Source organism: Hyunsoonleella sp. 2307UL5-6, assembly GCF_047345485.1.
Taxonomy (GTDB): Bacteria; Bacteroidota; Bacteroidia; order Flavobacteriales; family Flavobacteriaceae; genus Jejuia.
The window spans coordinates 368132-383131 of sequence record NZ_JBLFEN010000003.1 but is presented as its reverse complement, the minus strand read 5'-3'; the positions used below and the strand labels follow the sequence as shown (position 1 = coordinate 383131).

The window sequence follows — 15000 nt, the reverse complement described above, 5'->3', positions numbered from 1 at the left end:
AACTAAATGAAAAGTACCATTTTTGAAGTTGGTTTACTAGATAAGTATCATATCTACATTCCAGAGGTTATTATGACGCCTTTTGTGCAAGCAAAAATAAAACGCCTAAAAATAAAAGCAACATTTAATGATAAACATATTGAGTTTTATGCTGCATTTGTGAGAGATAAAAACACTGATGACTACAGAATAATGTTTGGTAAAAGACTGCAGAAAGCCTTGGGCGTATTACAAAATGATTATTTTAAAATCCAGATTTTTAAAGATACTTCAAAATATGGCGTTGATGTTCCTGAGGAATTAGATGAAGTTTTTAAAAGTGATGTTGAGGCATTTCAAGTTTTCGAAACACTAACTGCTGGGAAAAAACGAAGTATTATTTATGCTGTAGCAAGATATAAAACTACGCAAACAAGAATTGATAAGGCTCTTATTTTATGCGAAAATCTTAAACGCGGACACTTAAATCCTTACACTATTTTGAAAAAACAAACATAAAGCTATGGATACATAAATGTATTCAAATCTTGTAATGAAATTTTAGGATTAGCGCCTTCACTTTGTGCAACCATTGCTCCTATAGCACATGATACATCAATTGCTTTTTGAGGAGTTTCGCAATTAAGCAAATGACTAATTAAAGAACCTAAAAAAGAATCGCCAGCCCCAACAGTATCTACAACTTTAATTTGATAGCCACTGTTATAATATAGCTTATCATTATACAACAACACTGCGCCAAAAGCGCCTTTAGTTACACAAATATGTTTTGTTTGAGTTTGTTTTGCAATGAATTTCAAATTCTGTTCTAAACCTTTGTATTTAGAACCTAAATAGTCAGCAACTTCATAAAGTTCTTCGTCATTAAACTTTATAAAATCTGCTTTTTTCATAAGATATAATAAAACCGATTTAGAATAATGTGGTGGTCGTAAATTTAAATCGAATACGTTATAACTTGCTATTTCAATAAGCTGATATAGTGTTTTCTTGGATACTTCATCTCTAGCAATCAAACTTCCAAATACAAAGGCATCGGCACCAATAACTTTAGACTCTAATTCATTTGTAAAATCTATTTTATCCCAAGCACGAGGATGTTCTATTTCATAAGATGCAGAGCCTTTATTGTTTAAAGTCACTGTCACATCTCCAGTACTAAATTTTTGTTTCGTTTGAATAAAAGCTGTGTCGAGCCCGTTAGATGACATATATTTTAATAATTTTTGACCATTATCATCATTACCAATTCCACTTATCATAGTAACATCATTACCAAACGACTCTAATCTAAGCGCAACATTTAAGGGTGCGCCACCTACTTTTTTCTTTCCATTTGGAAAAATATCCCAAAGTACTTCACCAAAACATACAACTTTTGACATGTTTAATAAAATGATTTTGTTTTTTTATAAAGACCTATCAATTTTTAAAAACCTGATAGATTTACTCAATTATAATTCTTAAACTAAATAGACCGCATTGGGTTATCAAACTTAAAATCTCGCTATAAAAGCGGGGTTAATTTAACTTAAAATTTTAATGAGTTGCTTTGTAACTTTTCAAAATTGAGTTCCACTAATAAATATTAGACTCCATCGTTTGTTGATTAATAGAATTTCTAAATACTTGTAGCATACGTTTAGCAATACCTGTCCAACCAAAATTACGACGTGCAAAACGAGCACCTTCTACAGAAATTTCATTTCGTAATTTAGGATATAATAGTGGCATTGCCATAATTGCACCAAACTCTTTTGGGCGATGCGGATCTGCAAATAATGACTGATTGCCAAAATCTATTAAATCGCACAATCCACCATGAACAGTAACAACGCTTGGCGTACCGCATGCCATAGCTTCAATTGCTACCATACCAAAAGGTTCGTATCTTGATGGCATTACAAAAATATTAGCCGCTCTATACACATTTGCTAAATCGTCATCCTCTATATAATTTTTCCATTTAATTTTATCCATCACGCCTAATTCGGCAGCTAATTTTTTTAGTTTTTTGATACCTTGTTTATCTTGGGTAGAGTCTCCTCCAATAGCCGCTACTAATCGAGCTTCAGGGCATAATTCAAAAACAGTAGGTAACGCCTTAATCAATAAATCGTAACCTTTATTATGTGCCATTCTTCCTAATGCTAAAATATCTGTAGGATGAATATCGTACTTAGCCCTTATCTTATCATTTTCTTTAGAAGGCACTGGATAAAATCTATTTTCATCAATTCCAGGAGGTATCATGGTACAATTACGTGGAAGTACATCGTATTGTTGGGTTAATAAATCTACCTGTGGTAAAGTAGTTGCAATAACGTGGTTACACATTTGGTACACAAAATATTCTTTACGTATGCGCTCCTTAAAACGGTAGGTATTCTCCATTTCTTTTTCATCCATATCACTTCCCATGGTGTGCTGTTTCCACCATCCTAAAGAATGTGGCGTGTGTACATGAGAAATACCTAACTCTTCAGCTATTTTTTGTCCAGCCCAACCTGCATCCCAGTAATGAGAGTATACAACGTCGTACTTTTTTCTTTCTTTAACAATGGCTGCTAAAGTGTTAGTAACAAACTTTTTAAGGTGATCGTGCATGTCCTCTTTTCGTATAAACTCTTTTCCTCCAAAAGGAATACGCCAAATACTATAATTCTCATCTACAATATCATATTCTGGCTGATCTTCAAATTGTCGTGTTACTAAATCTACCTTTTTACCTAGTCTACTAAAACGTTCAGCTAACTCTAATACATAAACTACTTGTCCTCCTGTATCTGGTTGCCCTATTTCTGAATTTGCGCCTACATACCCATGTAAGGATATCATCAATATTGATTTCATAGTTTATTATTTTTATTTATTTTTAATTATTTTTAAATCATGACACGCAGATATGTATTGAGCTGCAGACCATGCCTGATACGCTTTACCCATTGGTTTCCCTGTGGTTCCATGCGCCCATTCGTTAAATTCCCATTCTTCGTTAATTCCCTCTTTATTTATCAATGCTAGTTTATATAACTCTGCAATAGCAATATCTTTTAGGCCTAATTTATTAACAAACTTTACCCAAAAACCACCTACAAACGGCCAAATACCACCGTTATGATAGTGATTTGGAAGATTTAGCAAATTAACTGTATAATAAGGTCTCCAATCTGGATCGCCAGGACTTACTACTGGATACACATTAGCCACTGGAAAAGGATCGTTAACCCCCACACCTAACATAAATTTAAAGGTTTGGTGCGCTTTTTCAGCATCAATAGTACCGTGTAAAAATGCGAGAATATTACCTAAAGTATCACAGCGCCAACTAAAATCAAAAGGTGTTGTTTGTGCAATTAAATATGAGGTATCGCCTAGTGTAAATTGTTTTTCGGCAAAAGATACAGATTGAAATAATTTTTGCTGCGTAGAAGGCCAAAAGTTTTGTAAAATCTCTTTTTTAATAACTTGAGACCATCTAATGTATTCACCTGCTTGTTCATGATCTCCTAACATCTCTAGCATTCTACCAAAACATACATTAGAGCGGTACCATAAAATTTCATCATATAGAATATTATAACTTCTGCCAAATAAATCTGTCCAGTCACCAGCTTCTGGTATTTCTAAAAGTGCATCATTATTACTATCGTGAGCTCCTAACCATCGCATGGTTTCTTTTATGTCTGAAATGTATTCTCTTAAAAACTTAATATCTTTAGTAATATTAACATATTCGTAAAAAGCTATAACCACCCAAATACCACTATCTATAGAACAAATACCTCCTACCCCTGAGTAATCAGGAATATTATCTTTAATTCTAACATTTGATGGTATTTGTCCGTTTCTCGAAATATGCTCAAATAAAGTAACCAGCGTTTGTCTTGCACATTGGTGAATTTCTTTATCTTCTTTTATTAAAGGTAAAGCACCTATAACTGTAATGGCACCATCTCTAGCCCATACACTATAATAATTTTCGTCTGTACCATGGGCAACGTTATCTTTTATAGAACATGCAGAAAATCCTAGGGGTGTAATATTTTTTTTAAGGGCCTCTATAGCTTTTTCATAGCCTTCTTTAATCATTGCTATTTTTTCATCCTCATCTTCAGAAGCTATGTTGCTTAACTCTTGTTTAATAAAAAAGTCCTCTTTGTGATCATAATTTGCAGTTACTTTAGCTTCTTCGGGTAATACTTTATAATATACAAGTCCTTCAATAACACCATCACTCATTTCATTTTCAGTATGGTAAACCTGTCGGTGCTTAGTATATTGATATAGCTCCTCGTGCGCATTGGCAACTACTATACCTTTTATATTTTTTAAATCAAACATTGCAGAATCGTTACCACTATCTCCAGCTACCAAAACCTCCTCTGGCGTAATATTAATTTTTTTAATTAACCATTGTAATGCATTAGCTTTATTGGCAAATTTTGGAAGTATGTCTAAGAATTTGTTACCAGAATATACTACATTAATATGCATATTAGCCTCTGTAAAATCCTGCTCTACACTAGCTACTAATTCTGGTGTAGCGTCATGAAAAAAGTAACTTCTTTTATAAGCATGTTGAAATTTAGAGGGCTGTTCACTTATAGGGTGTGCTATACTTTTTATAACATTTTCAACTAACTCTAAATCCCATCCCTCATCAAGTACATCATTGAATTCTTTAACTATGCTTTTATCTTTGTAATTATAAATGTGGGTTCCTACACCAGAAATAATATAATCAGGCTCAGGCAGTATTCGCTTTTCGATTAAATTAAGAACATCATCAATTAATCGACCTGTATTATATGTTAGTAAAACACCATTTGGTTTATAGTTTTGCCAAACGGTTTTAAAATTACTTTTGTAAGTATGAAAATCTATTAGTGTGTTATCAATGTCGAAAGAAAGAAGTTTTATATCTGGGTGATTTTTATCTTCTGTTTTACTCATAAAAAAGTTTTAAATTTTGAATTTTTAATGATTTTTGAAGAAAATAACGCATAAAATCGTCAAAAACAAGCTAAAATCAGCAAATTTTACTTGTATTTGTAAAGTGTTAAATAAAGAGTAGCTTACTAAGAATTCACAAACATTTGTATTACAATTTTAAAGATTATACATTTAATAAATTACCTTATTTAAATAAAAAAAGTGCTAATCTGGATAACCAAATCAGCACTTTTCTCTATTTTAAACTATCTGTTTTTTTAAATACCGCTTATAAAACTACCATAAGGATCTTTAAATTGTATGCCTTCAGAAAAACGATGTTTACTTAACTGCTTATATTCAGCCAATGCCCAAAGCACGAACTCTTTAACAAAATAACTATCCTCTTTTTTTAGGTTTGGTTGATACTCTGCTAGTAAATCATCTAGTGGTGATATGCCATTTAGCATATTTTTATATTCTTTATCTCTAAGATCGTCTGATAATTCAAAACCTTCCTTTTGATTAAAAAACCAAGATACAATATCATCATAAGCAGTTTCTTCATCTTGCTTTTTTAGTTTTTCAATCTTAGGAAAAAATTCTTCAAATAAACTTTTTACCGCTTCTCCTATTAAGTTATAAGCCACTACAGCAGCACCTTCTTGTTCTCCCTCATACACCAACTCTACTTTCCCCGTAATAGCTGGAATAATTCCGATAAAATCACTTAAACGTAAGGTTGTTGTTTCGTCTCCTGTTAATAAAGCGCGTCTTTCAGCAGTACTTAATAAATTTTCGAAAGCTGTAATGCTTAATCTAGCACTCACACCAGATTTTGCATCAATATATTCACTTTCTCTTGCCTCAAAAACAATTTGTTCTAACAAATCCTTTGCCAAATTTGGCACTTTAATATTATTTTTTTGTCCTTCTACCAAATTAGCTTCTTGCTCGGTAATTAATCGTGCAGTTTCAATATCCTCAGGGTAATGTGTTAAAATTTGAGACCCTATTCTATCTTTTAAAGGCGTTACAATACTTCCTCTATTGGTGTAATCCTCTGGATTTGCCGTGAATAAAAATTGAATATCTAAAGGTAGACGCACTTTAAACCCTCTGATTTGTATATCACCTTCTTGCAAAATATTGAATAATGCTACTTGAATACGAGCTTGTAAATCTGGTAGTTCGTTAATTACAAAAATACAACGGTTTGCTCTTGGTATCATTCCGTAATGAATTACGCGATCGTCTGCATAGCTCAACTTTAAATTAGCTGCCTTTATGGGATCAACATCACCAATAATATCAGCCACAGTTACGTCTGGCGTTGCTAATTTTTCAGCAAAACGTTCGCTTCTGTGCAACCACGAAATTGGAGTACTATCACTTTTATCTTTAATCAATTCAATAGCAAATCTAGAAATGGGATTTAAAGGATCGTCATTAACATCTGATCCTTCCACTACTGGTATATATTCATCCAATAAATTCAGCATTAATCTGGCTAAACGCGTTTTAGCTTGCCCTCGTAAACCTAGTAAATTAATGTTATGCCTTGATAAAATAGCGCGTTCAATCTCAGGTATCACAGTGTTTTCATAACCATGAACACCTTCAAACGTAGTGTCGCCATTTTTGATTTTAAGTATCAAATTATCTCTCAACTCATCTTTTATAGATTTGCTTTTGTAACCTGATTGTTTTAATTCTCCTAGTGTTTTTATATTTTCTATTTTCATGTTATAGCTTTTGGCTATTTGCCTTTGGCTGTTAGCAAACCTTGTGTTAAAAATTAAATGCTAACAGCTTATTAATTATCCTCTAATTCTCTTTTTTCTATTGGTCTCGTAATCTTCAAAAATCATTTCTCCAAGTCCTTTAAGTCCTGTATAAAATGCTTTTCCCTGATTTGCATGAGTAAACTCTCTAACAAACTGCATTAAATAACTATCTTGAGCTATCATAAACGTAGTAATTGGTATATGTAAACGTCTTGCTTGTTGCGCCATAGCGTAACATTTGTTTACAATATGTTTATCTAACCCATTACTGTTTTTATAATATTGGCCATCTGGTAAACGTAAACAACTTGGTTTACCATCAGTAATCATAAAAATTTGTTTATTGGTATTTCGTTTTCTTCTCAATAAATCCATAGCTAACTGTAAACCAGCTACAGTATTGGTATGATAAGGCCCAACCTTTAAATAAGGTAAATCTTTAATCTCTATTTGCCACGCATCGTTACCAAAAACTAAAATATCTAAAGTGTCTTTTGGATAACGGGATGTTATTAATTCTGCCAAAGCCATAGCTACTTTTTTAGCTGGTGTTATACGGTCTTCTCCATATAATATCATACTGTGGCTTATATCAATCATGAGCACTGTACTCATTTGAGATTTATGCAACGTTTCTTCAACTACTAAATCATCTTCTGAAAGTGTGAAATCTGATATCCCATGATTTATCTGCGCATTTTTTAAACTTTCTGTCATAGAAACCCTATCTAATGCATCACCAAACTGGTAATTTCTAAAATCTCCTGTATGCTCGTCGCCAAGTCCTGGGCTTTTACTTTTATGATTGCCTTGGCCGCTGCGTTTTATTTTTCCAAAAATATGATCTAGAGCTTGTTGGCGTATAGCACGCTCAGTCTTTGCTGTAATAGCTAGAGAGCCGTTACCATCAGGATCTATTTCCTCTTTCAAATAGCCTTTTTTCTTTAAATCTTCAATAAAATCTTCAATTGTATATTCTGCGGTTGTTAGTTTATATTCTTTATCTAATTCTCGCAACCAATTGATAGCCTCATCAAAATCACCAGAAGTGTGAGTAATGAGTTCTTTAAAAATCTCAAAAAGTGTATCAAAAGGTGATTTGTTGGGCGCTTCGTATTTTTTAAAAACGAAACCTTTTCTAAAAGCTTTGTTGTTTTTCATAGCAGCATAAAAATACTACTTTTTAAAATAAAAAAACAGAGAGCACTATTGGATTTATCTATTCTTTAACATCTTTAATAAATAGGTATTATTCTACACGACGTAAACCGTTTAAATCTTCAATTTTAATAGATTTTCCTGTAGTAGAAATTAGTCCTTCTTTTTTAAATGAAGATAGCACCCGAATTGCAGATTCAGTTGCAGTACCAACAATATTGGCATAATCTTCTCTTGAGAGTATTAAACTGATGGTACCGTCAGGGTTTGTACCAAAATTCTTTTCTACATAAATTAAAGTTTCTGCTAAACGTTGTTTTACCGATTTTTGAGCCATGTCTACAATTACATCGTCGGCATCTTTTAAATCGTGCGCCATATCTTTCAACATATCTAGAGTAAACTTTGGGTTTTTTTCCAAATCTAAAATAATTTCACTTTTTGGTATAAAACAAACTTCCATGTCGCTTAAAGCAGTAGCTTGAAGATTAGAACTCTCGTTAGATACTAAAGAACGTTGCCCAATAAGCTCACCCTTAACCACCATTTTTACAATCTGGTCTTTTCCGTTTTCACTAAGCTTTGTTAATTTACAAATACCGTCCTTAACACAATAGACACCGTTTATTGTTTCGCCCTCATCAAAAATAACTTCGCCCTTCTTTATGATTTTGGATGTTTTACATGTAGAAATACGAACCAATTCATCTTTTGTTAAGGATTTAAGCGCATTAAACTGCTTTATGATACATTGTTCACACTTACTCATCTGTTGTAATTTGTTTGTATTGCTAAAATTAAACAAAACATGACAAATATCATATATAAAACACAGTTGTTTTTTGACTTTTGTTAGAGGTATAAATAGAGCAAATATTATGGGAATAAAACCATGTTTCCACTGTGGGTTAGATGCATCATCTACCGAAATTATTTATGATAAAAAATCGTTTTGTTGTAACGGTTGTAAAACTGTATACCAAATTTTCTCTGAGAACGACTTAACATGTTATTATGATTTACAGCAAGCACCTGGTGCAACTCCTAAGGAAATAGAAGGTAAATATAACTTTTTAGATAATGCAAAAATTGTTGAAAGCCTTTTAGAGTTTAACGATGAAAATACGCAAATTGTAACCTTATACATTCCGCATATACATTGTAGTTCTTGTATTTGGATTTTAGAAAATTTGAATAAACTATATCCTAGTATTAGTTCATCTATCGTTAATTTTGGGAAGAAAACAGTACGTGTAAACTATAGTACTGAATCTTATTCTTTAAAAGAATTAGTGCAATTACTAAGCAGTATTGGTTATGAACCCTTTATTAGTTTAGATGATTTTAGTGTAGGCAAAAAAAATGTAGACCGTTCACTTATTTATAAGTTAGGCGTTGCTGGTTTTGCTTTTGGGAATATTATGTTTTTATCATTCCCTGAGTATTTTCAAGTTAATGGGTTTTGGATTGAACAATATGCACCAATTTTTAGATGGTTAATGTTCGCATTTTCTCTACCTGTGGTGTTTTATTGTGCTAAAGATTATTTTATATCAGCCTACAAAGGTCTAAAAACAAAGCTTTTAAATATTGATGTGCCTATAGCGCTTGGGGTTGCTGTATTATTTATAAGAAGTACAGCTGAAATTATTTTTAATACTGGCACAGGTTTTTTTGATAGTTTATCTGGGCTTATTTTCTTTTTACTGCTTGGGAAGTTTTTTCAACAAAAAACGTATAATTTCTTGTCTTTTGAAAGGGATTACAAATCGTATTTCCCCATTGGTATCACGAAAATATCTTCTGATAATAAAGAAGAATCTATTCAGGTTTATGATATTAAGAAGGGAGATAGACTTTTAATTAGAAATGAAGAATTAATTCCTGTAGATTGTATTTTAATTAAAGGTAATGCACATATTGATTATAGTTTTGTAACTGGAGAGTCTAAAGCCGTAACAAAACAATCTGGTGATAAACTTTTTGCCGGTGGAAAACAACTAGATGGTAGTATAGAAGTTGATGTTTTAAAAACGGTTGAACAAAGTTACCTTACCCAATTGTGGAGCAACGATGTGTTTAGTAAAAACAAAGAAGATGGCTTTACCACTATAACAAATGGCATAAGTAAAAAATTTACAGTTACAATACTCAGTATAGCTATTGTTGCAACATCCTTCTGGTTATTTAAAGATTCGTCTAAAGCATTAAATGTATTTACATCGGTACTTATTATTGCGTGCCCATGCGCAATTGCTTTGGCTGCACCTTTTACATTTGGAAACGTATTACGCATTTTTGGTAAATTAAAATTTTATGCTAAAAACACCTCCGTTATTGAGCAACTTGCTACTATTGATACTATAATTTTTGATAAAACAGGAACAATTACTGCTAATAAGGAAACGGCCATTGATTATGATGGTGCTCAACTTTCAGATAATGAAGAAGACTTATTGAAAAGTACGCTACGTAATTCTAATCATCCTTTAAGTAGATCGCTTTACGCTATCTTAGAAGATAATAACATCTTAACTTTAGATGATTATGAAGAATACATCGGGAAGGGTATTGCTGCTAAACATAATAAAAATTCTATAAAAATTGGTTCTGCGCCTTTTGTAGGTTACTCTACTGAAACAGCTAGTTTAAACACGGCAGTTTATGTGAGTACAAATAATACCTATAAAGGAAAATTTACATTTTATAATACCTATAGAAAAGGACTCTCGAAGTTGTTTAACCAATTGAAACCTCAGTTTGATTTGGTGATTCTCTCAGGAGATAATGCTGGAGAAAAAGAAAACTTAACCAAACTACTACCTGCTAAAACGAAATTATTTTTTAATCAGAAACCTGAGGATAAGCTGGAATACATAAAACATCATCAAAATGATGGTGCTAAGGTTTTGATGATTGGTGACGGTTTAAACGATGCTGGTGCTTTGGCACAGAGTGATGTTGGTATTGCAATTTCAGAGAATGTAAATGTATTTTCACCTGCATGTGATGCGATTTTAGATGCTTCAAAATTTAACCAATTATACCATTTTATTAAAGCTTCAAAAGCGGCTATTAAAATAATAAAGTGGAGTTTTTTACTATCGTTTATCTATAACAGCATAGGCTTATATTTTGCAGTTACAGGGCAGTTAGCACCAGTTATTGCTGCTATTTTAATGCCTTTAAGCTCGATAAGCATTGTGGTGTTTACAACGATTTGCACCAATGTAATAGCCCCTCTTAACCTCCCCGTTAGGAAGAAACATACAAGCTCTGAAAAAAAGTGAATTATTTGCACACAGCGTTTTACTGAGATTTAGCAGAAATATACAAGGATAAAATTGAGAACTAACCTTGGCGAATAGGAGCGTTAGCGATTGAACGGCATGTTTGAAATCCCTGACGAAGTAGGGATTGAGTAGTAAAAGCGTGACCCCTTGTCAGTAACCTGCCTGCGATACCGCAGGTAGGCAGGTGCCCAAATAAAAATAAATAATGAATCATGATAAATATCATATTTTAAAAACGAGTTTGAAAGTACTTTTGAACCATAACTTCAAATAGGTATGAGTGTTATATATTTTTTATTAACGATAAGTATTATAGTGGCTATTGGCTTTTTTATCGCTTTTATTATTGCTGTAAAACGTGGACAGTTTGATGATAGTTACACACCTTCGGTACGCATACTTTTTGAGGACGAATTAGTTAAAGATATACCAAATAAAAAGATACTAACCAAAGAAGAATAAATTTCGAATTATGGAAATACAACAGTTTCATTACGATAACAAAATAGTTACAAAATTTCTCTACGCTACCATAGTGTTTGGGGTTGTGGGTATGGTAGTAGGCTTACTGCTTGCGTTTATGTTTTTATTCCCGAATTTAACCGATGGAATTTCATGGCTTAGTTTTGGACGGTTAAGACCTTTACATACCAACGCTGTTATTTTTGCCTTTGTGGGGAATGCCATGTTTGCAGGAATTTACTATTCGCTACAACGCCTGCTTAAAACACGTATGGCAAGTGATGTTTTAAGTAATATAAACTTTTGGGGTTGGCAATTAATTATTGTGGCCGCTGCTATTTCGTTACCATTAGGCTATACCACATCTAAAGAATATGCCGAATTAGAATGGCCAATTGATATTGCTATTGCTCTAATTTGGGTAGTATTTGGTGTGAATATGATTTGGACGATTTTAAAACGTCGTCAACGTCATTTATATGTTGCTATTTGGTTTTATTTGGCAACATTTATTACCGTTGCAGTACTGCATATTTTTAATAGTCTGGAATTGCCTGTTAGTGGCATGAAAAGTTACTCGGTTTACGCTGGTGTGCAAGATGCGCTTGTACAATGGTGGTATGGGCATAATGCTGTAGCTTTCTTTTTAACCACACCGTTTTTAGGTTTAATGTATTATTTTGTACCTAAAGCGGCTAATAGACCTGTATATTCTTATCGTTTATCTATTGTGCATTTTTGGTCTTTAATCTTTATATACATTTGGGCAGGACCTCATCATTTATTATATACAGCTTTACCAGAATGGGCGCAAAACTTAGGTGTTGCGTTTTCAGTAATGCTACTCATGCCATCTTGGGGTGGTATGATAAATGGCTTGTTAACGCTGCGTGGTGCATGGGATAAAGTACGAACAGACCCCGTTTTAAAATTTATGGTGGTAGCCATAACAGGTTATGGTATGGCTACTTTTGAAGGCCCTACCCTATCGCTTAAAAACGTAAATGCAATTGCACACTTTACCGATTGGATTATTGCACATGTACATGTTGGTGCTTTAGCATGGAATGGGTTTATGGCATTTGGTATTATTTACTACTTAGTACCAAGATTATTTAAAACAAAATTATACTCTTTAGGTTTAGCTAATTTACACTTTTGGCTTGGTACTTTAGGTATTATTATATATGCATTACCTATGTATGTTGCTGGGTTTACCCAAGCTAGTATGTGGAAACAATTTAATCCTGACGGTACTTTAGTGTATGGTAATTTTTTAGAAACAGTTACCGAAATTATACCAATGTACTGGATGCGTGCCATTGGCGGTTCCCTATATATTATTGGAATGTTAATTTTAGTAGCTAATGTTATTGCTACCGTGCGAAACGGAAGCAAAGTACAAGACGAACTAGCTGAAGCACCTGCGCTAGAACGTGTTACTAAAAAACGTACTGCAAATGAAGGGTGGCATACTTGGTTAGAAAGAAGACCAATTCAATTAACACTTTTAGCTACAGTGGCTATTTTAATTGGAGGTATTATCCAGATTGTACCAACTATTATGGTAAAATCTAACATACCAACCATTGCTAGCGTACAACCTTATTCGCCTTTAGAATTAGAAGGTCGTGATATTTATATTCGTGAGGGGTGTGTGGGTTGCCACTCGCAAATGATTCGTCCGTTTAGAAGTGAAGTAGAACGCTATGGCGAATACTCTAAAGCTGGAGAATTTGTATACGATCACCCGTTTTTATGGGGTAGCAAACGTACCGGTCCAGATTTACACCGTGTAGGTGCTAAGTATTCTGATAACTGGCATTTTAATCATATGTATGATCCGCAAAGTACATCATCTGGCTCTATAATGCCTCGTTACCAGTGGTTAATAAAAGATGAACTAGACACCTCTAAAACTGAAGCAAAGATGAAAGCCATGGTTGCGTTAGGTGTTCCATATTCTGACGATGATATTACAAACGCACAACAAAGCATGCTAGACCAAGGTACTCTAATTGAGCAAAACCTATATAGCGATCCTGATTTTGCAAAAACCTACGAAGCTGATAAAACATATGCTGCAAATAATGGCGAAGATTTTATAGAAATGAAAAACAGAGAAATTGTAGCGCTTATTGCTTATCTGCAACGCTTAGGCACAGATATTAAAGTTAAACCTGAGCAAACAACAACATTAACAAACAATAAATAATTGAAATCATGTTAAAATTTATAAAAAACCATATGGAAAGTATCACCGGTATAGAGATATACCCTATGATGTCCTTACTCATATTTTTCATCTTTTTCGTGGCACTCTTTTGGTGGGTTATTACTGCTAAAAAAGACTATATAACTCAAGTAAGTAAGATGCCTTTAGACAACCAAAACAACCAAACATCATGCGACATTTAATTCCATCCTGGATTCGTGTTCCAGCAGCATTCTTTATTATTTTTGGAGCCGTAGAATTCTTTGTAGATTCTGGTGATAAACCTGCGTTTATAAAATATCCCGCAGTGTTGCTCTTTCTATTATTGGTTCTTTTAATTTTAATAGCTACTGAAGCTATTGTTAGCGCCCTAGAAAATGTAATGCTACATAAGCTAGACGAAGCAGCTAAAGCTAAGTTTTTGGTTGAAAAAGAAAACTCCTATCAATTTACTTGGTTAAAAAACGTTTATCAAAAATTATTAGGACAAAAACCTATTGAAGAAGAAAGAGAAATAATACTAGATCATAATTATGATGGTATTAAAGAGTTAGACAACAACTTACCACCTTGGTGGCTATACGGCTTTTACATATCCATTGTTTTTGCTGCTGTATACTTAGTAAAATATCATGTATTTAATGGTGATAATCAAATTGTTGAGCTAGAAACTGAATTAGCACAAGCTAAAATAGACGTTGAAGCTTATAAAAAAACCGCTAAAGATTTAGTTGATTTTAATACGGCAGTAGCCTTAACCGATCCTTCTGATTTAAAAACAGGGCAATCTATTTTCGAGACTAACTGTGTAGCGTGCCATATGGCAGATGGTGGCGGGGGTATTGGTCCTAATTTAACCGATAAACGTTGGATATTAGGTGGCGGTATTAAAAATGTATTTAAAACCATATCAGAAGGTGGGCGTTCTGGAAAAGGTATGATTCCTTGGAAAGCGCAATTAAAACCATCACAAATTGCTAAAGTTGCTAGTTATGTGTTAACTTTTGAAGGTACTACACCAGCAGACCCTAAAGCTGCAGAAGGTGATATTTGGGTAGATGAAACCACAGTTGATGTTGAAGTTGCATCAGAAACTGCAATAGATATAGATGCCACCGAAATAAAAACAGAGTAATATAATTATAAACTT

Annotated in this window: 12 protein-coding genes; 6 read left to right on the top strand and 6 right to left on the bottom strand. The window is 33.2% G+C overall.

The genetic code is table 11. The annotated features are described in order from the left end of the window. Window positions 1-6 precede the first annotated feature (6 nt). Complete coding sequence (locus ACKGJY_RS07670; RefSeq protein ID WP_413973287.1) at window positions 7-498, top strand: YdeI/OmpD-associated family protein; 492 nt, start codon at window positions 7-9, stop codon at window positions 496-498. 2 nt (window positions 499-500) lie between these two features. On the opposite strand, the gene ACKGJY_RS07665 is transcribed toward ACKGJY_RS07670, so the two are convergent. The 6 genes from ACKGJY_RS07665 to ACKGJY_RS07640 all read right to left on the bottom strand — a co-directional run bounded on the left by ACKGJY_RS07665 (window position 501) and on the right by ACKGJY_RS07640 (window position 8649). Beyond that, on the bottom strand, window positions 501-1385 hold the full coding sequence (locus tag ACKGJY_RS07665) for a carbohydrate kinase family protein (protein ID WP_413973286.1): 885 nt from the start codon (window positions 1383-1385) through the stop codon (window positions 501-503). 193 nt (window positions 1386-1578) lie between these two features. Then, window positions 1579-2853, bottom strand: coding sequence for a glycosyltransferase (locus ACKGJY_RS07660; RefSeq protein WP_413973285.1), 1275 nt, complete (start codon window positions 2851-2853; stop codon window positions 1579-1581). 12 nt (window positions 2854-2865) lie between these two features. Beyond that, a complete protein-coding gene (locus ACKGJY_RS07655; protein WP_413973284.1) occupies window positions 2866-4956 on the bottom strand; it encodes an HAD-IIB family hydrolase in 2091 nt (696 codons plus the stop codon). Between the two features lie 257 nt (window positions 4957-5213). Then, entirely contained in the window at window positions 5214-6680 is a 1467-nt protein-coding gene (locus tag ACKGJY_RS07650) for a magnesium chelatase (protein WP_413973283.1), read from the bottom strand. 75 nt (window positions 6681-6755) lie between these two features. Continuing rightward, the gene (locus ACKGJY_RS07645; RefSeq protein WP_413973282.1) at window positions 6756-7883 is read right to left on the bottom strand and encodes a vWA domain-containing protein; all 1128 of its coding nucleotides are present in this window, start codon (window positions 7881-7883) and stop codon (window positions 6756-6758) included. Window positions 7884-7971: 88 nt separating this feature from the next. Next, a complete protein-coding gene (locus tag ACKGJY_RS07640; RefSeq protein ID WP_413973281.1) occupies window positions 7972-8649 on the bottom strand; it encodes a Crp/Fnr family transcriptional regulator in 678 nt (225 codons plus the stop codon). 109 nt (window positions 8650-8758) lie between these two features. On the opposite strand from ACKGJY_RS07640, the gene ACKGJY_RS07635 reads away from it, so the two are divergent. From ACKGJY_RS07635 to ACKGJY_RS07615, 5 genes are all read left to right on the top strand, one after another. Then, window positions 8759-11170, top strand: coding sequence for a heavy metal translocating P-type ATPase (locus tag ACKGJY_RS07635; protein ID WP_413973280.1), 2412 nt, complete (start codon window positions 8759-8761; stop codon window positions 11168-11170). Window positions 11171-11449: 279 nt separating this feature from the next. Beyond that, window positions 11450-11635: a cbb3-type cytochrome oxidase assembly protein CcoS gene (gene ccoS / locus ACKGJY_RS07630; RefSeq protein ID WP_413973279.1), complete on the top strand. Its 186-nt coding sequence runs from the start codon at window positions 11450-11452 to the stop codon at window positions 11633-11635. Between the two features lie 10 nt (window positions 11636-11645). Then, window positions 11646-13850, top strand: coding sequence for a cytochrome-c oxidase, cbb3-type subunit I (gene ccoN, locus ACKGJY_RS07625; RefSeq protein WP_413973278.1), 2205 nt, complete (start codon window positions 11646-11648; stop codon window positions 13848-13850). 8 nt (window positions 13851-13858) lie between these two features. Next, the gene (locus ACKGJY_RS07620) at window positions 13859-14053 is read left to right on the top strand and encodes a CcoQ/FixQ family Cbb3-type cytochrome c oxidase assembly chaperone (protein ID WP_413973277.1); all 195 of its coding nucleotides are present in this window, start codon (window positions 13859-13861) and stop codon (window positions 14051-14053) included. Continuing rightward, window positions 14041-14985, top strand: coding sequence for a cbb3-type cytochrome c oxidase N-terminal domain-containing protein (locus ACKGJY_RS07615; RefSeq protein ID WP_413973276.1), 945 nt, complete (start codon window positions 14041-14043; stop codon window positions 14983-14985). Before ACKGJY_RS07620 ends, ACKGJY_RS07615 begins: the two co-directional genes overlap by 13 nt. Window positions 14986-15000 lie beyond the last annotated feature (15 nt).

Bases quoted from the DNA above. Each gene is read 5' to 3' on its own strand.
- ACKGJY_RS07670 (WP_413973287.1), top strand. From the start codon at position 7: ATGAAAAGTACCATTTTTGAAGTTGGTTTACTAGATAAGTATCATATC.
- ACKGJY_RS07665 (WP_413973286.1), bottom strand. From the start codon at position 1,385: ATGTCAAAAGTTGTATGTTTTGGTGAAGTACTTTGGGATATTTTTCCA.
- ACKGJY_RS07660 (WP_413973285.1), bottom strand. From the start codon at position 2,853: ATGAAATCAATATTGATGATATCCTTACATGGGTATGTAGGCGCAAAT.
- ACKGJY_RS07655 (WP_413973284.1), bottom strand. From the start codon at position 4,956: ATGAGTAAAACAGAAGATAAAAATCACCCAGATATAAAACTTCTTTCT.
- ACKGJY_RS07650 (WP_413973283.1), bottom strand. From the start codon at position 6,680: ATGAAAATAGAAAATATAAAAACACTAGGAGAATTAAAACAATCAGGT.
- ACKGJY_RS07645 (WP_413973282.1), bottom strand. From the start codon at position 7,883: ATGAAAAACAACAAAGCTTTTAGAAAAGGTTTCGTTTTTAAAAAATAC.
- ACKGJY_RS07640 (WP_413973281.1), bottom strand. From the start codon at position 8,649: ATGAGTAAGTGTGAACAATGTATCATAAAGCAGTTTAATGCGCTTAAA.
- ACKGJY_RS07635 (WP_413973280.1), top strand. From the start codon at position 8,759: ATGGGAATAAAACCATGTTTCCACTGTGGGTTAGATGCATCATCTACC.
- ccoS (WP_413973279.1), top strand. From the start codon at position 11,450: ATGAGTGTTATATATTTTTTATTAACGATAAGTATTATAGTGGCTATT.
- ccoN (WP_413973278.1), top strand. From the start codon at position 11,646: ATGGAAATACAACAGTTTCATTACGATAACAAAATAGTTACAAAATTT.
- ACKGJY_RS07620 (WP_413973277.1), top strand. From the start codon at position 13,859: ATGTTAAAATTTATAAAAAACCATATGGAAAGTATCACCGGTATAGAG.
- ACKGJY_RS07615 (WP_413973276.1), top strand. From the start codon at position 14,041: ATGCGACATTTAATTCCATCCTGGATTCGTGTTCCAGCAGCATTCTTT.